Origin of the sequence: Streptomyces sp. NPDC056580, from assembly GCF_042793175.1 — a bacterium.
Taxonomy (GTDB): Bacteria; Actinomycetota; Actinomycetes; order Streptomycetales; family Streptomycetaceae; genus Streptomyces.
The window spans coordinates 320,646-341,102 of record NZ_JBHTVE010000005.1 but is presented as its reverse complement, the minus strand read 5'-3'; the positions used below and the strand labels follow the sequence as shown (position 1 = coordinate 341,102).

The 20,457-nt window shown below is 72.8% G+C and carries 17 protein-coding genes; 12 read left to right on the top strand and 5 right to left on the bottom strand.

The window, feature by feature from the left end; translation table 11 throughout:
* Position 1 precedes the first annotated feature (1 nt).
* Positions 2 to 499: an Lrp/AsnC family transcriptional regulator gene (locus tag ACFQ9Z_RS12940; RefSeq protein ID WP_383015352.1), complete on the bottom strand. Its 498-nt coding sequence runs from the start codon at positions 497 to 499 to the stop codon at positions 2 to 4.
* Between the two features lie 175 nt (positions 500 to 674).
* Between ACFQ9Z_RS12940 and pdhA (ACFQ9Z_RS12935) the strand changes: the two genes are divergently transcribed.
* Genes pdhA (ACFQ9Z_RS12935) through ACFQ9Z_RS12905 form a run of 7 tightly spaced genes read left to right on the top strand, consistent with a single transcriptional unit; the run spans position 675 to position 8,595 of the window.
* Positions 675 to 1,820 (top strand): pyruvate dehydrogenase (acetyl-transferring) E1 component subunit alpha, encoded by a 1,146-nt coding sequence (gene pdhA, locus ACFQ9Z_RS12935; RefSeq protein ID WP_383015349.1) that lies wholly within the window; start codon positions 675 to 677, stop codon positions 1,818 to 1,820.
* On the top strand, positions 1,817 to 2,821 hold the full coding sequence (locus tag ACFQ9Z_RS12930; RefSeq protein ID WP_143630117.1) for an alpha-ketoacid dehydrogenase subunit beta: 1,005 nt from the start codon (positions 1,817 to 1,819) through the stop codon (positions 2,819 to 2,821). The genes pdhA (ACFQ9Z_RS12935) and ACFQ9Z_RS12930 overlap by 4 nt, the downstream gene beginning before the upstream one ends.
* A complete protein-coding gene (locus ACFQ9Z_RS12925; protein WP_383015344.1) occupies positions 2,821 to 4,173 on the top strand; it encodes a dihydrolipoamide acetyltransferase family protein in 1,353 nt (450 codons plus the stop codon). The genes ACFQ9Z_RS12930 and ACFQ9Z_RS12925 overlap by 1 nt, the downstream gene beginning before the upstream one ends.
* A 45-nt stretch (positions 4,174 to 4,218) precedes the next feature.
* On the top strand, positions 4,219 to 5,127 hold the full coding sequence (locus tag ACFQ9Z_RS12920) for an NTP transferase domain-containing protein (RefSeq protein ID WP_383015341.1): 909 nt from the start codon (positions 4,219 to 4,221) through the stop codon (positions 5,125 to 5,127).
* A complete protein-coding gene (locus ACFQ9Z_RS12915) occupies positions 5,124 to 6,473 on the top strand; it encodes a molybdopterin molybdotransferase MoeA (RefSeq protein WP_383015338.1) in 1,350 nt (449 codons plus the stop codon). Before ACFQ9Z_RS12920 ends, ACFQ9Z_RS12915 begins: the two co-directional genes overlap by 4 nt.
* Positions 6,470 to 7,567, top strand: a complete 1,098-nt coding sequence (locus tag ACFQ9Z_RS12910; protein ID WP_383015335.1) for a potassium channel family protein — start codon at positions 6,470 to 6,472, stop codon at positions 7,565 to 7,567. The genes ACFQ9Z_RS12915 and ACFQ9Z_RS12910 overlap by 4 nt, the downstream gene beginning before the upstream one ends.
* Positions 7,568 to 7,614: 47 nt before the next feature.
* Complete coding sequence (locus tag ACFQ9Z_RS12905) at positions 7,615 to 8,595, top strand: NAD(P)H-quinone oxidoreductase (RefSeq protein WP_383015332.1); 981 nt, start codon at positions 7,615 to 7,617, stop codon at positions 8,593 to 8,595.
* Positions 8,596 to 8,784: 189 nt separating this feature from the next.
* Here the strand turns inward: ACFQ9Z_RS12905 and ACFQ9Z_RS12900 are convergent, their stop codons facing one another.
* Positions 8,785 to 9,384: a hypothetical protein gene (locus tag ACFQ9Z_RS12900; RefSeq protein WP_383015329.1), complete on the bottom strand. Its 600-nt coding sequence runs from the start codon at positions 9,382 to 9,384 to the stop codon at positions 8,785 to 8,787.
* A 163-nt stretch (positions 9,385 to 9,547) separates the two neighbouring features.
* Here ACFQ9Z_RS12900 and ACFQ9Z_RS12895 point away from each other — a divergent pair, with 163 nt between their 5' ends.
* Complete coding sequence (locus ACFQ9Z_RS12895; protein WP_143630103.1) at positions 9,548 to 10,084, top strand: bacterial proteasome activator family protein; 537 nt, start codon at positions 9,548 to 9,550, stop codon at positions 10,082 to 10,084.
* A 106-nt stretch (positions 10,085 to 10,190) separates the two neighbouring features.
* Here the strand turns inward: ACFQ9Z_RS12895 and ACFQ9Z_RS12890 are convergent, their stop codons facing one another.
* Positions 10,191 to 11,798, bottom strand: coding sequence for a protein kinase (locus tag ACFQ9Z_RS12890; protein ID WP_383015326.1), 1,608 nt, complete (start codon positions 11,796 to 11,798; stop codon positions 10,191 to 10,193).
* A 343-nt stretch (positions 11,799 to 12,141) separates the two neighbouring features.
* Between ACFQ9Z_RS12890 and ACFQ9Z_RS12885 the strand changes: the two genes are divergently transcribed.
* Positions 12,142 to 13,725: a protein kinase gene (locus ACFQ9Z_RS12885; protein WP_383015323.1), complete on the top strand. Its 1,584-nt coding sequence runs from the start codon at positions 12,142 to 12,144 to the stop codon at positions 13,723 to 13,725.
* 80 nt (positions 13,726 to 13,805) lie between these two features.
* Here ACFQ9Z_RS12885 and ACFQ9Z_RS12880 read toward each other — a convergent pair whose 3' ends face one another.
* A complete protein-coding gene (locus ACFQ9Z_RS12880) occupies positions 13,806 to 14,849 on the bottom strand; it encodes a phosphotransferase (protein WP_383015320.1) in 1,044 nt (347 codons plus the stop codon).
* 503 nt (positions 14,850 to 15,352) lie between these two features.
* Here ACFQ9Z_RS12880 and pdhA (ACFQ9Z_RS12875) point away from each other — a divergent pair.
* The 3 genes from pdhA (ACFQ9Z_RS12875) to ACFQ9Z_RS12865 are packed head-to-tail and all read left to right on the top strand — an operon-like array spanning position 15,353 to position 18,943.
* Positions 15,353 to 16,540, top strand: coding sequence for a pyruvate dehydrogenase (acetyl-transferring) E1 component subunit alpha (pdhA, locus tag ACFQ9Z_RS12875; protein WP_383015317.1), 1,188 nt, complete (start codon positions 15,353 to 15,355; stop codon positions 16,538 to 16,540).
* Between the two features lies 1 nt (position 16,541).
* On the top strand, positions 16,542 to 17,519 hold the full coding sequence (locus ACFQ9Z_RS12870; protein ID WP_383015314.1) for an alpha-ketoacid dehydrogenase subunit beta: 978 nt from the start codon (positions 16,542 to 16,544) through the stop codon (positions 17,517 to 17,519).
* Between the two features lie 11 nt (positions 17,520 to 17,530).
* A complete protein-coding gene (locus ACFQ9Z_RS12865; protein ID WP_383015311.1) occupies positions 17,531 to 18,943 on the top strand; it encodes a dihydrolipoamide acetyltransferase family protein in 1,413 nt (470 codons plus the stop codon).
* Between the two features lie 542 nt (positions 18,944 to 19,485).
* On the opposite strand, the gene ACFQ9Z_RS12860 is transcribed toward ACFQ9Z_RS12865, so the two are convergent.
* Positions 19,486 to 20,391, bottom strand: coding sequence for a D-alanyl-D-alanine carboxypeptidase family protein (locus ACFQ9Z_RS12860; RefSeq protein WP_383015309.1), 906 nt, complete (start codon positions 20,389 to 20,391; stop codon positions 19,486 to 19,488).
* Positions 20,392 to 20,457 lie beyond the last annotated feature (66 nt).

The window sequence follows — 20,457 nt, the reverse complement described above, 5'->3', positions numbered from 1 at the left end:
ATCAGGTCTCCGGCTCCAGGTCCTCCTCTTCGAACACCAGCAGCGTGCGGGTGCTGAGCACCTCGGGGATCGCCTGGAGCCGGGTGAGCACCAGTTCGCGCAGCGCCCTGTTGTCGGGCGTGTGCACCAGCAGCAGGACGTCGAAGTCGCCGCCCACCAGGGCGATGTGCGAGGCGCCGGGCAACTGCCTGAGCTGCTCGCGGACCGTGCGCCAGGTGTTCTGGACGATCTTCAGCGTGATGTAGGCCGAGGTGCCGTGCCCGGCCCGCTCGTGGTCCACCCGTGCGCTGAACCCCCTGATCACCCCGTCGTCGATCAGCCGGTTGATGCGCGCGTAGGCGTTGGCGCGGGAGACGTGGACGCGCTCGGCGACGGTCCGTATGGAGGCACGGCCGTCCGCCTGCAGGATTTTCAGGATGTCCTGGTCGATCGCGTCCAGCGGGCGCGGGGGCGGGGTTGTGCCGTCCTGGGCCCCGTCGGCCATTTGTTCAGCTGCCATGTCCCCCCGCTTCGCCGTCGTGGACGTCCTGCGTTCATTGCAGGATGTGGAGAACCGTTTGTCCACAGCCTGCCCGGGCCTGTAGCCAAAATGTGCCGACGACCGAACAATCGGTAGGTGAGGCGGGTCACAGCCGACACGCCTCCCGTAGCCACTCCCACGAGGAGGTGCCGTCATGACGGTCATGGAGCAGCGGGGCGCGTACCGGCCATCGCCGCCGCCCGCCTGGCAGCCCCGGATGGACCCCGCGCCGCTGCTGCCCGACGCCGAGCCCTATCGCGTCCTCGGCACCGAGGCCGCCGCGAAGGCCGATCCGGAACTGCTGCGCCGGCTGTACGCACAGCTCGTGCGCGGCCGCCGCTACAACACCCAGGCCACCGCGCTGACCAAGCAGGGCCGTCTCGCCGTCTACCCCTCCAGCACCGGCCAGGAGGCCTGCGAGGTCGCCGCCGCCCTGGCCCTCGAGGAGCGCGACTGGCTGTTCCCCAGCTACCGCGACACCCTCGCCGTCGTCGCCCGGGGCGTGGACCCGGTCGAGGTGCTCACGCTGCTGCGCGGCGACTGGCACAACGGCTACGACCCCCAGGCCCATCGGGTGGCCCCGCTCAGCACCCCGCTGGCCACCCAGCTCCCGCACGCCGTCGGCCTCGCGCACGCCGCCCGCCTCAAGGGCGACGACGTGGTCGCGCTGGCCATGATCGGAGACGGCGGCACCAGCGAGGGCGACTTCCACGAGGCCCTGAACTTCGCCGCCGTCTGGCAGGCGCCGGTGGTCTTCCTGGTGCAGAACAACGGCTTCGCCATCTCCGTCCCGCTCGCCAAGCAGACGGCGGCGCCCTCGCTGGCCCACAAGGCCGTCGGCTACGGCATGCCGGGCCGGCTGGTCGACGGCAACGACGCGGCCGCCGTGCACGAGGTCCTCAGCGACGCCGTGCGGCACGCGCGCGCGGGCGGCGGACCGACGCTGGTCGAGGCGGTGACCTACCGCATCGACGCCCACACCAACGCCGACGACGCCACCCGTTACCGCGGCGACGCCGAGGTCGAGGCCTGGCGGGCACACGACCCGGTCGAGCTGCTGGAGCGGGAGCTCACCACGCGCGGCCTGCTCGACGACGCCGGCCGCGAGGCCGCCCGGCAGGACGCCGAGGCGATGGCCGCCGACCTGCGGGAACGCATGAACCAGGACCCCGAGCTCAACCCCATGGACCTCTTCGACCACGTCTACGCCGAGACCACCACGCAACTGCGTGAACAGCGCGCCCAGCTGCGCGCCGAACTCGAGGCCGAGCAGGACGGCCAGGAAGGCGACCTTCGATGACCACCGTCGCCGTCAAGCCCGCCACCATGGCGCAGGCCCTCACGCGCGCGATGCGCGACGCGATGGCGGCCGACCCCGGCGTGCACGTCCTGGGCGAGGACGTCGGCACCCTCGGCGGGGTCTTCAGGGTCACCGACGGACTCGCCAAGGAGTTCGGCGAGGACCGCTGCACCGACACCCCGCTCGCCGAGGCGGGCATCCTCGGCACCGCCGTCGGCATGGCCATGTACGGCCTGCGTCCGGTGGTGGAGATGCAGTTCGACGCCTTCGCCTACCCGGCGTTCGAGCAGCTCGTCAGCCACGTCTCGCGGATGCGCAACCGCACGCGCGGCCGGATGCCGCTGCCGATCACCGTCCGGGTGCCCTACGGCGGCGGCATCGGCGGCGTCGAGCACCACAGCGACTCCTCCGAGGCCTACTACATGGCCACCCCGGGCCTGCACGTCGTCACCCCGGCGACGGTCGCCGACGCCTACGGGCTGCTGCGCCAGGCCATCGCCTCCGACGACCCGGTCGTGTTCCTGGAGCCCAAGCGGCTGTACTGGTCCAAGGACTCCTGGAACCCCGAGCAGCCCACCGACGTCGAGCCCATCGGGCGCGCGGTCGTACGGCGGCCCGGCACCAGCGCGACGCTGATCACCTACGGCCCGTCCGTGCCGGTCTGCCTGGAGGCCGCCGAGGCCGCCCGGGCGGAGGGCTGGGACCTCGAGGTCCTCGACCTGCGCTCCCTGGTGCCGTTCGACGAGGAGACCGTCTGCGCGGCCGTGCGGCGCACCGGGCGCGCCGTCGTGGTGCACGAGTCGACCGGGTTCGGCGGTCCGGGCGGCGAGATCGCGGCCCGTGTCACCGAGCGCTGCTTCCACCACCTGGAGGCACCGGTGCTGCGGGTGGCCGGCTTCGACATCCCGTACCCGCCGCCCATGCTGGAGCGGCACCACCTGCCCGGCGTCGACCGCATCCTGGACGCCGTGGCCCGCCTGCAGTGGGAGGCCGAGGGCTGATGGCACAGGTGCTGGAGTTCAAGCTGCCCGACCTCGGCGAGGGCCTGACCGAGGCGGAGATCGTCCGCTGGCTGGTGCAAGTCGGCGACGTCGTCGCCGTCGACCAGCCGGTCGTGGAGGTCGAGACCGCCAAGGCGATGGTCGAGGTCCCCTGTCCCTACGGCGGCGTGGTCACCGCCCGCTACGGCGAGGAGGGCACCGAACTGCCCGTCGGCGCCCCGCTGCTGACGGTGGCGGTGGGTCCGGCGGCGGCCGGTGAGGACGCCGGCTCGGGCAACGTCCTCGTCGGCTACGGGACCTCCGAGGCCCCGGCCCGCCGGCGCCGGGTGCGCGCGGCCGGCGCCAACGGGAAGGTGAAGCAGGCCGCCGGTACACGGCCCGCGCAACCGCCCGCGCCGGCCTCCGGCCCCGCGCCCACCCCTTCGCCCGCGTCCGCGCCGACCCCAGCGTCCGCGCCCGCCGGGGGCCCGGTGCCCGTGATCTCCCCGCTGGTGCGCCGGCTCGCCCGGGAGGGCGGCCTCGACCTGCGGCAGCTCGCCGGTTCGGGGCCCGAGGGGCTGATCCTGCGCGCCGACGTCGAGAACGCCCTGCGCGCCGGGACGGCTCCCGCCCCCGGCACTGCGGAACCCGCCACCGGGGTCTCCCCGGCCGCGCCGGCCCGCGACGGCCTCCGCACCCCGCTCAAGGGCGTCCGCGGCGCCGTCGCCGACAAGCTCTCCCGCAGCCGCCGGGAGATCCCCGACGCCACCTGCTGGGTCGACGCCGACGCCACGGAACTGATGCGCGCGCGGGCCGCGATGAACGCCGCCGGGGGACCGAAGATCTCCCTCCTCGCACTCCTCGCCCGCATCTGCACCGCCGCCCTCGCCCGCTACCCCGAGCTGAACTCCTACGTCGACACCGATGCCCGGGAGATCGTCCGACTCCCGCAGGTGCACGTGGGGTTCGCCGCACAGACCGAACGCGGACTGGTCGTCCCGGTCGTGCGCGACGCCCACGCGCGCGACGCCGAGTCGCTCACCGCGGAGTTCGCCCGGCTCACCGAGGCCGCCCGGACCGGCACGCTGACACCCGGCGAACTCACCGGCGGCACGTTCACGTTGAACAACTACGGCGTCTTCGGCGTCGACGGCTCCACCCCGATCATCAACCACCCCGAGGCGGCCATGCTCGGCGTGGGGCGGATCGTCCCCAAGCCGTGGGTGCACGACGGTGAACTGGCCGTACGGCAGGTCGTGCAGCTCTCCCTCACCTTCGACCACCGGGTGTGCGACGGCGGCACGGCGGGCGGATTCCTGCGTTACGTGGCGGACTGCGTGGAACAGCCGGCGGTGCTGCTGCGCACCCTGTGACCCACACCCGGCCATGACGAGGACCTGAGAGGACATACTCGGGGGGTGACCGAGAACGCCCCCGCCGCGCCCGGGACCGCCGCGCCGTACGACGCCGTCGTGCTGGCCGGCGGTGCCGCCCGGCGGCTCGGCGGCGCCGACAAGCCCGCGGTACGGGTCGGCGGCCGGTCCCTGCTCGACCGGGTGCTCACGGCCTGCTCCGGAGCGGCCACGACCGTCGTCGTCGCCGATGCCCGCCCCACCGCGCGCCCGGTGCGCTGGGCCCGCGAGGAACCGTCCGGCGGCGGGCCCGTCGCCGCCCTGGAGGCCGGGCTGCGGCTGACCACCGCCGAGTACACCGCCGTCCTCTCCGCTGACCTGCCGTTCCTCGAATCGGCCACGGTGCGGCGGCTGCTGACGGCCCTGCGGGACACCGGTGCCGACGGCGCGCTGCTCACCGACGCCGAGGGCCGGGACCAGCCGCTCGTGGCCGCCTACCGCACCGCCGCGCTGCGCCGTGAACTGGCCGCTCTGGCCGCCGGGCACGGCGGTCTCACCGGGCTGCCCCTGCGGAGGCTGACCGGCGCCCTCCAGCTCACCCGCGTCCCGGACCCGCTCGCCTCCTTCGACTGCGACACCTGGGACGACATCGCCGACGCCAGGGCACGCATCAGGGAGCATGGGCACGTGTTGGATGAATGGATCTCCGCAGTCAAGGACGAGCTGGGCATCGACCTGGACGTCGACACCGGGCTTCTGCTCGACCTGGCCCGCGACGCCGCGCACGGCGTCGCCCGGCCGGCCGCGCCGCTGACCACCTTCCTCGTCGGCTACGCCGCCGCCCGGGCCGGAGGCGGCCCCGAAGCCGTCGCCGAGGCCGCCCGCAAGGCCGCCGCGCTGGCGCTGCGCTGGGAGGAAGAGAGCGGCGGCGACAAGGACAGCGCCGGGGGCGCGCCCGCTCCGGAACCGCGATGAGTCCCGGCACCCGGGCCGGAGCGCCCGCCGAGGACAGCGACGACCTCGACGTCGAGGAGGCCCTGGCCCTCGTGAGGGAACCCAAGGACGACGGTGGCGCGGCCGTGCCCGCCGCCACCGGTGAGGACCGGCGGCACGAGCGGCACCGCGCCACCGCCTGGCCCCGGGCCCGCGAGATCGCCGCCCGCGCGGCCCGCTCGGGCAGCCGGCGGACCCCTGTCTCCGTCCCTCTCGCCGACGCCCTCGGCCTGGTCCTCGCCACCCCGCTCGACGCCCTCACCGACCTGCCCTCCTTCGACACCTCCGCGATGGACGGCTGGGCGGTCGCCGGACCCGGCCCCTGGGCGGTGCGGGAGCAGGGCGCGCTCGCCGGGCACGCGCAGCCCGAGCCGCTCACCGACGGCGAGGCGGTACGCATCGCCACCGGCGCACGCGTGCCGGCCGACACCACCGCCGTGCTGCGCAGCGAACACGGCCGCACGGATCCCCAGGGCAGGCTGCACGCCACCCGCGACATGAACCACGGCCAGGACATCCGCCCCCGCGGCCAGGAATGCCGCAGCGGCGATCAGCTCCTCCCGGTCGGCACCCTCGTCACCCCCGCCGTCCTGGGGCTGGCCGCGGCCGCCGGGTACGACACCGTCACCGCCGTCCCCCGGCCCCGCGTGGAAGTCCTGGTCCTGGGTGACGAGTTGCTCAGCAAGGGACGTCCGCACGACGGATTGATCCGGGACGCGCTCGGCCCCATGCTGCCGCCCTGGCTGCGGGCGATGGGCGCCGATGTCGTCGGCGTACGACGGCTGGGGGACGACGCCGGGGCCCTGCGCAAGGCGCTCACCGGTTCCCGGGCCGATCTCGTGGTGACCACCGGCGGAACCGCCGCCGGACCGGTCGACCACGTCCACCCCACGTTGGAGCGCATCGGCGCCGAACTCCTCGTCGACGGGGTCAAGGTGCGCCCGGGACACCCCATGCTGCTGGCCCGCACCAAGGAGAACCAGCACCTCGTCGGCCTGCCCGGCAACCCCCTCGCGGCCGTCTCCGGCCTGCTCACGCTCGCCGAGCCGCTGCTGCGCACCCTCGCCGCACGCCCGGCCCCGGAGCCGTACACGCTGGCAGTGGACGAGGCGGTGCACGGGCATCCCTACGACACCAGGCTCGTGCCCGTGGTGCTGCGCGGTGACCGTGCCGTGCCGCTGCACTACAACGGTCCGGCCATGCTGCGCGGGATCGCCGTCGCCGACGCGATGGCTGTCGTGCCGCCGGGCGGGGCACAGCAGGGGGAGGAGACGGAGCTGCTGGACCTGCCGTGGGCCGCAGCGGGAATCGGGGTGTGTTTCACGTGAAACTTCCGGGTCATGACGCCATCGCCCGCCGAGCGGACGAGCATCTGGTGGCCCAGCGGGTGCAGCTCCCCAGGAAGGTGGTGGAGCGCCCGATCCGCCAGGTCGGCAAACGGCTGCTCATGGCCCTGCTGGTGCTGGTCGTCACCGCGTTGGTCGTCTACGCCGACCGCGACGGCTACCGCGACAGCTCCGACAACTCCGTGGACCTGCTGGACGCGTTCTACTACGCGACCGTCACGCTCTCCACCACCGGGTACGGCGACATCACACCCGTCAGCGACAGCGCCCGGCTCACCAACATCTTCGTCATCACGCCCCTGCGGGTGCTGTTCCTGATCATCCTGGTCGGCACCACGCTGGAGGTCCTCACCGAACGCACCCGGGAGGAATGGCGCCTGAACCGCTGGAGGTCCACCTTGCGCGACCACACCGTCGTCATCGGCTACGGCACCAAGGGGCGGTCCGCCATCCAGACCGTCTGCGCAACAGGCCTGAAGGCGGAGCAGGTGGTCGTGGTCGACCCCAGCTCCAAGGCGGTCGACGCCGCGACGGCCGAGGGCTTCGCGGGTGTCATAGGCGACGCCACCCGCAGCGACGTGCTCCGGCGGGCCGAGGTGCACAAGGCGCGGCAGATCATCGTCGCCCCGCAGCGCGACGACACCGCCGTGCTGGTCACCCTCACCGCCAGGCAGCTCAACCGGAGCGCGAAGATCGTGGCCGCGGTCCGTGAGGAGGAGAACGCCCCACTGCTCAAGCAGTCGGGCGCCGACGCGGTCATCACCAGCTCGGGCGCGGCCGGCCGGCTGCTCGGTCTGTCCGTGCTCAGTCCGGCTGCCGGCATGGTGATGGAGGACCTGATCCAGCAGGGCAGCGGGCTCGACATCATGGAACGGCCCGTGGTGCGGGCGGAGGTGGGCAAGGGCCCGCGTGAGACGGACGACCTCGTGGTCAGCGTGGTCCGCGGGCACCGGGTGCTCGGCTACGACGACCCGTCCATCGGATCGCTGGAGCTGACGGACCGCCTGATCACCATCGTCCGGGTAAGCCCGGGCGCCCGGGTCACCCCGCACCACCGTCCGCTGCCGAGCGACTGAGCGGGCCTGCCCCGGGGAGGGCGCCGGTGAGGAGTAGCGTCACGGGCATGCATGCGATCACGATTCCCGAACCTGGTGGGCCCGAGGCGCTGGTGTGGGACGAGGTCCCCGAACCGGTTCCCGGCGAAGGCGAAGTACTGGTCGAGGTGGTGGCCAGTGCCGTCAACCGCGCCGACATCATGCAGCGGCAGGGCTTCTACGACCCGCCGCCGGGCGCGTCCCCGTACCCCGGCCTGGAGTGCTCCGGAAGGATCGCCGCCCTCGGCCCCGGGGTCTCCGGCTGGGCCGTGGGCGACGAGGTGTGCGCGCTGCTCGCGGGCGGCGGCTACGCCCAGAAGGTCGTGGTGCCGTCCGGGCAGTTGCTGCCGGTGCCGGAGGGCGTCGACCTGAGGCAGGCGGCCGCGCTGCCCGAGGTGGTCTGCACCGTCTGGTCCAACGTCTTCATGGTCGCCCATCTGCGCCCGGCCGAGACCCTGCTGGTGCACGGCGGCTCCAGCGGCATCGGCACCATGGCCATCCAGCTCGCCAAGGCCGTCGGAGCCAGGGTCGCGGTGACCGCCGGGACCAAGGAGAAGCTGGACTACTGCGCCGAGCTCGGCGCGGACATCCTGATCAACTACCGCGACCAGGACTTCGTCGCCGAGATCAAGCAGGCGACGGGCGGCGCGGGCGCCGATGTCATCCTCGACAACATGGGCGCCAAGTACCTGAACCGCAACGTCCAGGCCCTCGCCGTCAACGGCCGGCTCGCGATCATCGGCATGCAGGGCGGGGTCAAGGGCGAACTGAACATCGGCACCTTGCTGAGCAAGCGGGCCGCCATCAGCGCGACCTCCCTGCGGGCCCGCCCGCTGAGCGAGAAGGCCGCGATCGTGGCCGCCGTGGCCGAGCACGTGTGGCCGCTGCTGGCCGGGGGGCACGTCAGGCCGGTCGTCGACCGTGAGCTGCCGATGCCAGAGGCGGCCGAGGCGCACCGGGTGGTCGAGGCGAGCGGCCACATCGGCAAGGTGCTGCTGATCGCCCCGTGACCGCGGCGCCCGTGACCCTGCCGCCCGCGACCCTGCCGCCCGTGACCGTGGTGCACGTGACGGTGCCGCACATGACCGTGGTACCCGTGGCTCTGCCGCACGGGACTGTGGCGCCCGTGACGGTGCCGCCCGTGACCGTGGCGCTCCCGTCCGGCCCGCCGGTCCGTGCGGCGGCGGTGTCCGGGCCGGTCAGCTCCGGCGGATCCGCAGGCCCAGGAGCGCCAGGCCCAGGCCGAGACCGATGAGGACCAGCCCGGTTCCCAGCGGGAGGATCTCCAGCGTCGGCCCGTCCGGGGCGGCGTCCTGGCTCGCGTCGTTCCGCGTCGCGGTCGGCCGCGGGGACCGGGCGGGATCCAGGCCGGCCTCCTCCGGCGGGAGGGAGGCGGTCGCCGAGACCGCGGGGAGGTCGGCGGTCTCCGGTTCCTGCGGACCCGCGGGGTCGGGGACGTCGGGCATCGTCCCGGAGCCGTCGTCGCCCTCCACCTCGGCGACCGGTCCGTCCGGGCGGCCGGGACGCATCCGGCCCTCACCGGCCCTGCTCCCGGCCCGGGACGGCTCGGCGGCCGGACGGGAGTGGCCGTGGGGGTGGGACTCGGGGTGCGAAGCGGCCGGGGAGGCGAAGGCCGGAGCGGCCGGGTCGACCGGCGTGACGGGCCGGGCCGCGGGTACGGGCGGGCCCGGTGGTCCGGCCTGCGCGCCGTACGCGGAGGCCGTGCCGTACACCGGCGCCGTCGCGAGGGCGAGCAGCAGTGGTACGAGGCGGAGCGTGAGTCGCAGCCATGGAGTCACGGCGGTGACCTCCCGGAGCCCAGTCGTCAACATCGACGCAAGCCAGCCTCACATCGTGGGGCAGACCTGGCATTCCGGATTGCTCCGTCGGAGCTAAAGGGTGGATCTGCCCTATGAGGGGGCAGCACGGTGATGAGGTGAGGGCGTGCGAGACAATGGCGGCATGGAGATGCCGAGGAACGAACGGTCGCCGGAGAATCCCCAGATCCTGGTCGTGGGCCAGGACGGCATGGCGATCGGCGGCGGGGACGAGGACTCCCGTGAGACGCCGGTGACGGATCAGGTCGAGCAGCCGGCGAAGGTGATGCGGATCGGCAGCATGATCAAGCAGCTGCTCGAAGAGGTCCGGGTGGCTCCTCTCGACGAGGCCAGCCGGGCCCGGCTCAAGGACATCCACCGCAGCTCGGTCAAGGAGCTGGAGGACGGTCTGGCGCCGGAGCTGGTCGAGGAGTTGGAGCGGCTGTCGCTGCCGTTCACCGACGACACCACGCCGAGCGACGCGGAACTGCGCATCGCGCAGGCCCAGTTGGTGGGCTGGCTGGAGGGCCTGTTCCACGGCATCCAGACGACGCTGTTCGCCCAGCAGATGGCCGCGCGCGCCCAGCTCGAGCAGATGCGCCGCGCGCTGCCGCCGGGCGTGGGCCACGAGGGCGGCGACGACCCGCGCACGGGCGGCCGTTCGGGCGGCCCGTACCTGTAGTCCCTGCCCCGGGCCGGGCGGGCCGGTCCGCCCGGCGTGAACGACGAGGGCCCGGCGGTGTTCCGCCGGGCCCTTCCTCATGGCCGCGGGGCGCGGCCGGGCCGCGTCAGGGGTTGCCCGTCGAGACGTTGAGCTGGATCTCCACGTCCTTCGGATCGACGTCCGTGCCGGGCTTCGGGAACTGGTCGATGATCGCGCCCTGGCCGTAGGTGTTCTCGTCGACGTCCTTGGTGGTCACGCGCCAGCCCGCGGCCGCCGCGCACTCCTTGACGGACTTGATGTACTTGAAGCGGAAGTCCGGGAGCTGGATCTTCTTCTCGTCGTTGTACGACTCCTCCGGCTCCGTGCAGTCGGTCTCCTCGACCGTCTTGGAGGTGTCCGGTCCCCGGTAGCCCGCCGCGTGGGCCGAGGCCGAGGAGCTGGGGTCGCCGCCGCCCTTGTCGTCCGTGCCGCCGCTGTTCAGGGTCAGCGCGACGACCAGGCCGACGACCGCGACGAGGGACACCACGATCGAGCCGACGATCACCGGCTTGTTGCTCCTGCCGCCGCCCCCGCCCGGGGACTGCACGGCCGTCTGCGGCGTGATGCTGTAAGGCGGCGGGGTCGAGGGGGACTGCTGCCCGTACGCCACCGGCGTCTGGTAGCCGCCCTGCTGGGGGTAGCCGTACGCCGGGGTGGGCGCCGGGGTGCCGTACGGGTTCGGCTGGTACGGCGTCTGCACCGGGCCGGTGGGGGCCGGGGCCGCCTGGTCGACGGGCGGGAACACCGTGGCGCCCACGCCCGCGCCGCTCTGCGCCTGCCCGGCGCCGGGCACGATGCTGGGCGGGGCCGTGTGCAGGGAGGCGGCGACCCGCAGGCACTCGTCGCGCATGGACTCGGCGGTCGGGAAGCGCTCGTTCGGGTTCTTCTTCAGGGCGCGGGAGACCAGCGCGTCCACCGCGGGCGGCAGCGAGCGGTTGATCGAGGAGGGCTCGACCGGCTCCTCCTGCACGTGCGCGTAGGCGATCGCCAGCGGCGAGTCCGCGTCGAACGGCAGCCGCCCGGTCACGAGCTGGAACAGCATGATGCCGACCGAGTACAGGTCGGAGCGGGCGTCCACGCCCCGGCCGAGGGCCTGCTCGGGCGAGAGGTACTGCGGGGTGCCGACGACCATGCCGGTCTGGGTCATCGAGGTGACGCCGGACTGCATGGCGCGCGCGATGCCGAAGTCCATGACCTTGACCACGCCGCGCTTGGTCATCATCACGTTGCCCGGCTTGATGTCGCGGTGGACCAGGCCCATCTCGTGGCTGATCTCCAGCGCCGCCAGCACGTCCGCGGTGATCTTCAGCGCCTTGTCGGCGGGCATCGCGCCGAACTGCCGGACGTCCTCCTCCAGGACCGAGCCCAGCGGACGGCCCTCGACGTACTCCATGACGATGTACGGCATGGTCGAGCCGTCCAGCGCGTCCTCGCCGGTGTCGAAGACGGAGACGATGTTGGTGTGCGTGAGCTTGGCCACGGCCTGGGCCTCACGCCGGAACCGCTCGCGGAAGGCCTGTTCCCGGCCCAGCTCGGAGTGGAGGGTCTTGATCGCGACCTGGCGGTCGAGCACGGTGTCGTAGGCCAGGTGGACCGAGGCCATGCCGCCCTGGCCGAGCAGGTCGCGCAGCTGGTAGCGGCCGCCGGCCAGCGTCCGCCCCGCGTACCGCTCCTGTGCGCCGTCCTGGCTCATCTCTCCGCGTCCCCCACTGGCCGTCCGGCGCCGTCGCTGGGCGAACATGCCTTGATCGAATGTCTCATTCCCGGCCAAGTCTGCCCGAGGGCACTGACACGTCAAGCTCGGTGCCCGTTCCGTGACCGTACGCGAAAGAAGCGTCGCGTAAGCGTTACAGCGGACGTACGAGCGGTGCACAGAATTTGCACGAGAGCGCGTGCTACGGGTTTCATGGCCGGTCCGTCTCGGGCCGCCTCCGGTTCCGGTTCCGGACCGGAGGCGGACGCGGAGGCTGTAGCGTGGCCGACGGAGACCGTGACAACACCGCGCGCACCGCGGGCAGAAACGACGGCGAGGACCGATGGCACAGACGCACAGCGCCCAGGGCCCGTCCGACCCCGAGGCGACTGGCGGCGGCATGTCAGAGACGCCGGAGATGTGGGGCAACGGCGGGCTCGTCGGCGACGGCCGGTACCGGCTGACACACCGGCTGGGCCGGGGCGGCATGGCCGAGGTCTTCGCGGCCGAGGACGTCCGTCTGGGCCGCACGGTCGCGGTCAAGCTGCTCCGCGCCGACCTGGCCGAGGACCCGGTCTCCAAGGCCCGCTTCACGCGTGAGGCCCAGTCGGTGGCCGGGCTCAACCACCACGCGATCGTCGCCGTGTACGACTCCGGCGAGGACGCCGTGGGCGGTCAGTCGGTGCCGTACATCGTGATGGAGCTGGTCGAGGGCCGCACCATCCGCGACCTGCTGCTCAACGCCGAGGCGCCGGGCCCCGAGCAGGCCCTGATCATCGTCTCCGGGGTGCTGGAGGCGCTCGCCTACTCGCACCAGCACGGCATCGTGCACCGCGACATCAAGCCCGCCAACGTCATCATCACCAACAACGGCGCCGTGAAGGTGATGGACTTCGGCATCGCCCGCGCGCTGCACGGCGCGTCGACGACCATGACGCAGACCGGCATGGTGATGGGCACCCCGCAGTACCTCTCCCCCGAGCAGGCGCTCGGCAAGGCCGTCGACCACCGCTCCGACCTGTACGCGACCGGCTGCCTGCTGTACGAGCTCCTCGCCCTGCGGCCGCCCTTCACCGGTGAGACCCCGCTCTCGGTGGTCTACCAGCACGTCCAGGACATCCCCACCCCACCCTCCGAGGCCTCCGACGCCTGTCCGCCGGAGCTGGACGGCCTGGTCATGCGCTCGCTCGCCAAGGAGCCCGACGACCGGTTCCAGACCGCCGAGGAGATGCGCGGCCTGATCCAGTACGGCCTGCAGATGCTCTACGAGCAGGGCGGCCACACGGGCACCTGGAACACCGGGCCGGTGGACGCGCACGACGGCCGGCGCGCCGCCGCGGCCGGCTTCGCGGGGACGGCGGTGATGCAGCAGCCCGGCGACTTCGGCGCCGGCACCGCGCAGATCCCGCAGCCCATCCTGCCCTCCGGGTACGGGGGCGACGACGGCGGCTTCGAGGGGCACGGCAACCGGGGCAGCGGCCGCGGCAAGCTGTGGATCCTCGCCGTGCTCGCCGTGATCGCGATCGCGGCCGGTGTCGCGCTGGCGCTCAACCACAACAACGGCGACGGCGGCGGCGGCGGGACCACGCCGGCGCCGACGCACTCCAAGGCCACGAAGGACGAGACGGCCTCCGAGTCGCCGTCCGACGACAACACCGACCAGGCCACGGACCCGTCCACCGGCAAGGGGACGGACAACGGCAGCGGCTCCAACTGGGGAACGCCGTCCTACACCCCGTCGTACACCCCGTCCCAGCCGGCCACCGCGAACCCGAGCAACGAGCCGTCGGACCCGGCGCCCTCGCAGTCGCAGCCGTCGGACCCGACGGACGGCGGCACCGACGGCGGGACCACGGACGGCACCGACGGCGGCGCCACGGAGGGCTCGGACGGGGGCGTCACACCGTCGGCCCCGGTGTCCCCCTGAGCCGGCCCGGCTGAACCACTCCCACGCGCGCGGGCGAGCCACGGCTCACCCGCGCGCGTGGCGTTCCGCCCCCCGCGCCCTCACCCGGCGAAGGCGTCGCGCACCGCCTCGTACTCGCGCGTCCACCAGACCGCGAGCGCCGAGGCGGCCGGGAACTGGCAGTCGGCGCGGGTGTCGCCGCGCTCGTAGTGCCAGCGCAGCATCCAGAAGTCGTTCAGCCGCTCCCACCACACCCGGTGCACGGCGGCCGCCAGCTCGGACGGAGTGGCGCGGGCCGCGCGCCGGTACGCACGCGCGTAGGCCCGCACCTTCGGCAGGTCCAGCGCGCCCGCCGGCCGTACGAAGAAGATCGCGGCGGCGCGCACGGCCTCCTCGGCGCGGGGCTGCACGCCCAGCCGGTCCCAGTCGACGATGGCGGCGGGTGCGTCGTCCCTGTAGAGCAGGTTGAAGGGGTGGAAGTCGCCGTGCACCCAGCCGACCGGGCCGCCGCGCGGCGGACGCCGTCCGGCGTGCTGCTCCAGCAGGTCGCGGCGTTCCAGGAGCCGGTGGCGGGCCAGCTCGTCGAAGGCGTCGGCGGGGCGGTGGCGGCGGACGCGGCCGAGCAGCTCGTCGATCAGGGCGAAGGTGTCGGCCGGGTCGGCGCTCTCGACGGGATGCGGGCCGCTCGCCGGGCGGGTGCGCCCCTTGGGTGGCATCACCCGCTCCAGACAGGCGTGCACGGCGCCCAGGAGGGCCCCCAGATGTGCGCTCTCGGAGCGGGTGAGCTGGCCGCCGTGGCGGTGCCGGCCGTCGATCCAGGGGTGCAGGGCGTAGGCGTGGCCGCCCACGACGGCGACCGTGCGGCCGCCGCGGTGGGCGAGCGGCTGGGCGACGGGGACGCCCAGGTCGGCCAGGCGCTGGGTGGCCCGGTGTCGGCGCTCGATGGCGGCCGGGTCGGCGGTGTCCGGATCGAAGTGGTGCTTGAGGAAGTAGCGGCCGCGGGTGGTGCGCACCCGGTAGCCGCGGTTCAGCAGGCCCTGGTCGACGGGTTCGCAGGCGAGGGCGGTACCGGCGGCGTACAGGCGCAGCAGAGCGCCCAGAGGGGGCGCGTGGGGTACAGAGGGTGGTACACATGAGCGCGGCACGCCCCAGATGCTAGGGCACGAAAAGACGCCGTGAGCTGCGGCTTGTCACAGCCAGTCATCGGTGATCGCTTTTGGTCACAGGATGCGCAGGGGTGGACCGCGTCCCTGGCTGTCCAGGATCTCGTCTCGTATCGCGAGACGGTGCAACGGTCATGTCGTGAATTGTCTACTTTCGTTCGCGAGGCGCGAGTCACAAGTCGACTCTTCCCGTGTCCGGGGTCGCCGGGATAACGTGCCGTTGCTCCGGCCTCCTGCAAGGCTGTGACCAGCGACCTTCCGCCCCCTGCGGATTTACTTGGAAATCCAAGCAAAAACGCAGGTCAGGAGGGGTTTCACAGATATGTGGAGCACTGGGTAACGTAAACGTCGCAGGGCGCTCGCCGGGGCACCTGTCACGCCTGTTCCCGGCCGAGTGGCACCCACCCCGTGCCCGGTGGTCGAGAACAGGTGAGCCGCACTGGCCTACCGGCAACCCCGGGGGCCGGAACGACGGAGGAGCACACGTGACCGTGGACAGCAGTGCCGCGCGCAAGCCGCGACGCAGCGCCGCAGGCAAGGCCGGCACCACCGGCACCAAGCGCACCACTCGCACCACCCGGAAGAGCACCGACCCGGAGCTGGTGCAGCTGCTGACGCCCGAGGGCGAGCGGGTCAGGAACGCCGAGTACGACGGCTACGTCGACGGGATCACCCCCGACGAGCTGCGCGGCCTGTACCGCGACATGGTGCTCACCCGGCGCTTCGACGCCGAGGCCACCGCGCTGCAGCGCCAGGGCGAGCTGGGCCTGTGGGCCTCGCTGCTCGGCCAGGAGGCCGCGCAGATCGGCTCCGGCCGGGCCCTGCGCGACGACGACTACGTCTTCCCGACCTACCGCGAGCACGGCGTCGCCTGGTGCCGCGGGGTCGACCCCACCAACCTGCTCGGGATGTTCCGCGGCGTGAACAACGGCGGCTGGGACCCGAACGGCAACAACTTCCACCTGTACACGATCGTCATCGGCTCCCAGACGCTGCACGCCACGGGATACGCGATGGGCGTGGCCAAGGACGGCGCCGACTCGGCCGTCATCGCCTACTTCGGCGACGGCGCCTCCAGCCAGGGCGACGTGGCCGAATCGTTCACCTTCTCCGCGGTCTACAACGCGCCGGTGGTGTTCTTCTGCCAGAACAACCAGTGGGCGATCTCCGAGCCCACCGAGAAGCAGAGCCGGGTGCCGCTCTACCAGCGCGCCCAGGGCTTCGGCTTCCCTGGCGTGCGGGTGGACGGCAACGACGTGCTGGCCTGCCTCGCGGTCACCAAGTGGGCCCTGGAGCGCGCCCGCAACGGCGAGGGCCCCACCCTGGTCGAGGCGTACACCTACCGCATGGGCGCCCACACCACCTCCGACGACCCCAGCCGGTACCGGGGCGACGAGGAGCGGCTGGCCTGGGAGGCGAAGGACCCGATCCTGCGCCTGCGCCGGTTCCTGGAGGCGTCGAATCACGCGGACAAGGGATTCTTCGCGGAACTCGAGACCGAGTCCGAGGCGTTGGGCAGGCGGGTGCGTGAAGCGGTCCGCGCCATGCCGGACCCGGACCACTTCGCCATCTTCGAGAACGTGTACGCGGACGGGCACGCGCTCGTCGACGAGGAGCGAGCCCAGTTCGCCGCCTACCAGGCGTCGTTCGCGGACGCAGAGGGGGGTCACTGAGATGGCCGAGAAGATGGCTCTGGCCAAGGCGATCAACGAGTCGCTGCGGCGCGCTCTGGAGACGGACGACAAGGTCGTCGTCATGGGCGAGGACGTCGGCAAGCTCGGCGGTGTCTTCCGGGTGACCGACGGCCTGCAGAAGGACTTCGGCGAGAGCCGGGTCATCGACACCCCGCTCGCCGAGTCGGGCATCGTCGGCACCGCGATCGGTCTCGCCCTGCGCGGTTACCGCCCGGTGGTGGAGATCCAGTTCGACGGCTTCGTCTTCCCGGCCTACGACCAGATCGTCACCCAGCTCGCGAAGATGCACGCCCGGTCGCTGGGCAAGGTCAAGATGCCCGTCGTCATCCGCATCCCCTACGGCGGTGGCATCGGCGCCGTCGAGCACCACTCGGAGTCCCCCGAGACCCTGTTCGCGCACGTGGCCGGCCTGAAGGTGGTCTCCCCGTCGAACGCGTCGGACGCCTACTGGATGATGCAGCAGGCCATCCAGAGCGACGACCCGGTGATCTACTTCGAGCCCAAGCGCCGCTACTGGGACAAGGGCGAGGTGGACCCGGATGCGATCCCCGGCCCGCTGCACAAGGCGCGGGTGGTGCGGGAGGGCACGGACCTGACCCTGGCCGCGTACGGCCCGATGGTGAAGCTGTGCCAGGAGGTCGCGGCCGCGGCGGCCGAGGAGGGCAAGTCCCTGGAGGTGCTGGACCTGCGCTCGGTCAGCCCACTGGACTTCGACTCCGTCCAGGCCTCGGTGGAGAAGACCCGCCGCCTGGTCGTGGTCCACGAGGCGCCGGTGTTCTTCGGCTCCGGCGCCGAGATCGCCGCCCGGATCACCGAGCGGTGCTTCTACCACCTGGAGGCCCCGGTGCTCCGGGTCGGCGGCTACCACGCCCCGTACCCGCCGGCCCGCCTGGAGGAGGAGTACCTGCCGGGTCTGGACCGGGTGCTCGACGCCGTCGACCGTGCCCTGGCGTACTGAGGAGAGGGTTCGTGACGACGATGACGGAAGCATCCGTACGCGAGTTCAAGATGCCCGACGTGGGCGAGGGGCTCACCGAGGCCGAGATCCTCAAGTGGTACGTCCAGCCGGGTGACACGGTCACCGACGGCCAGGTGGTGTGCGAGGTCGAGACCGCCAAGGCGGCCGTCGAACTCCCCATCCCCTACGACGGCGTGGTGCGCGAGCTGCGCTTCCCCGAGGGCACCACGGTCGACGTGGGCACGGCCATCATCACGGTGGACGTCTCGGGCGGTGCCGCGCCGCAGGCCCCCGCCGGGCAGCCGGAGGCGGCCGCCGCCGCACCGGAGCCCGAGGCGCCGGAGCCCGAGCCGACGGGCCGCCAGCCGGTCCTGGTCGGCTACGGCGTGGCCACCACCTCCACCAAGCGCCGTCCGCGCAAGGGTCCCGAGGTCACCGTCCCGGCCGCCGCCCAGGCGGTCCAGGCCGAGCTGAACGGCCACAGCGCCCCGGCGGCCCCGGCCGAGACCCGCCCGCTGGCCAAGCCGCCGGTGCGCAAGCTGGCCAAGGACCTCGGCGTCGACCTCGCCACGATCACCCCGTCCGGCCCGGACGGCGTCATCACCCGTGAGGACGTCCACGCGGCCGCCGCGCCGAAGGCCGCCGGGACCGCCGCGCCGGCCGTGGAGGCGCCCGCCGCCCCGGCTCCGGCCGCCGCGCCCGCCGTCGCTACCCAGGACGGCACGCGCGAGACCCGGATCCCGGTCAAGGGCGTCCGCAAGGCGACGGCGGCCGCGATGGTCGGCTCCGCCTTCACCGCGCCCCACGTCACGGAGTTCGTGACGGTGGACGTGACCCGCACCATGAAGCTGGTCGAGGAACTCAAGCAGGACAAGGAGTTCCAGGGCCTGCGGGTGAACCCGCTGCTCCTGATCGCCAAGGCGCTGCTGGTCGCCATCAGGCGCAACCCGGACATCAACGCGTCCTGGGACGAGGCGAACCAGGAGATCGTGGTCAAGCACTACGTCAACCTGGGCATCGCGGCCGCCACCCCCCGCGGCCTGATCGTGCCGAACATCAAGGACGCCGACGCCAAGACGCTGCCCGAACTGGCGCAGTCGCTGGGCGAGCTGGTGTCCACGGCGCGCGAGGGCAGGACCTCGCCGGCCGCGATGCAGGGCGGCACGGTCACCATCACCAACGTCGGCGTCTTCGGCGTCGACACCGGCACGCCGATCCTCAACCCCGGCGAGTCCGCGATTCTCGCGGTCGGCGCGATCAAGCTCCAGCCGTGGGTGCACAAGGGCAAGGTGAAGCCGCGCCAGGTGACGACGCTCGCGCTGAGCTTCGACCACCGCCTGGTCGACGGCGAGCTGGGCTCCAAGGTGCTGGCGGACGTGGCGGCGATCCTGGAGCAGCCCAAGCGGCTGATGACCTGGGCCTGACGGCTGTGGCCCGGAGGGCCTCCGGGTCATGAGAGGGGGTGGTCGCGATCCCGGATCGCGACCACCCCCTCTCCCGTCGGCTCCGCGGCCCCGGCCGCCGCGTGCCCCCGGTCACGGCCGCCGTGCCGCCCGGCGCGCGTGCGGACCGGGCGCCGGCTCCTCCCGGAGCCAGTGGCCGCCGGTGCTCCAGCCCGGCAGACGGCGGCCGGCGCCGTCGTCCGCCTGCCCGCGGGACAGGACCCGACGCAGCCCGGTGACGGCGGGGGGGCGCCGTCCGGCCACGTGCCAGGGCTGCCGCGCGCACTCCTCGGCGACGCGGCCCGGGACGCGCCGCTGCCGGTCCGGCGGGTCCGGGGGTCCGGGTGGAGGGAGTAGGCGACCGAAGGCCGCCGTCACAGAGGGTTTCCGGTGGCCCGCCGGGCTCGTCCGGTGACAGGGGGACACTCCGACCTGACGTCGGGGACGCGTCCGCCGGGCCCGGGACCGGACGTGAAAGGGCCCGCCGCACTGAGTGCGACGGGCCCCGGTGGCCGGTGCGGCCGTCAGCCGAGCTTGGCGAAGCCGTAGTTGAGCAGCTTCTTCGCGTCCGACTCGCGCTGGGTGATGGAGGTGGAGGCGAGGACGGTGCCGACGACCGTCTTGCCGTTCCGGGTGGCGGCGAAGACCAGGCAGTACTTGGCCTCCGGGCCGGAGCCGGTCTTCACACCGATGGTGCCGCTGTAGCTGCTGAGCAGACCGTTGGTGTTGTCCCACGTCTTCATCGTGCGGGTGCTGCCGGTCTTGGTGATCGTCTTGGCCGTGTAGTGCTTGGTCTTGACGACCGTGCGGAACGTGGAGCTCTTCAGCGCGTTGCTGGCCAGCTTGGTCAGGTCGCGCGGCGTCGAGTAGTTGGAGCCGTTGCCGATGCCGTCGAACGAGTCGAAGTGCGTGTTCGTCATGCCGAGGCTCCGGGCGGTGGAGTTCATCTTGGAGATGAACGACGCCACGCGGGTGGCCCGCGTCGAGCCGGTGCCGAACTTGTCCGCGAGCGCGTAGGCGGCGTCGCAGCCGGACGGCAGCATCAGGCCGTACAGCAGCTGGCGGACGGTGACCTTGTCGCCGACGATCAGGTGCGCCTGGGAGGCGTTGTTCGCGACGACGTAGTCGCTGTACGCCTTCTGGATCGTCACCTTGGCGTCCAGATTGAGGTTCGACTGGGCGAGCACGACCTTGGCGGTCATGATCTTGGTGGTGGAGCCGGTGGAACGCTTGGTGTCCGCTGCCTTGGTGTACAGCGTCTTGGCGTTGGCGTTGTTCATCACGTAGCCGCCCTTGGCCACGATCGAGGGCGTGGTGACGGCCTGCGCGGGTGCCGCGGTGAGAGCCCCGGTCGCGAGCAGCGCGCCGGACGTCACGGCGACGGCGGTTGCTCGGCGGATACGGCGGGTGCCCTTGATGCCGGTAATCAAAGTGAAGTACCCCGATTGTCTGGAATGCCCCTGGTATGCGGCCGAGTTGAGGTGGCGAGCGAGTGG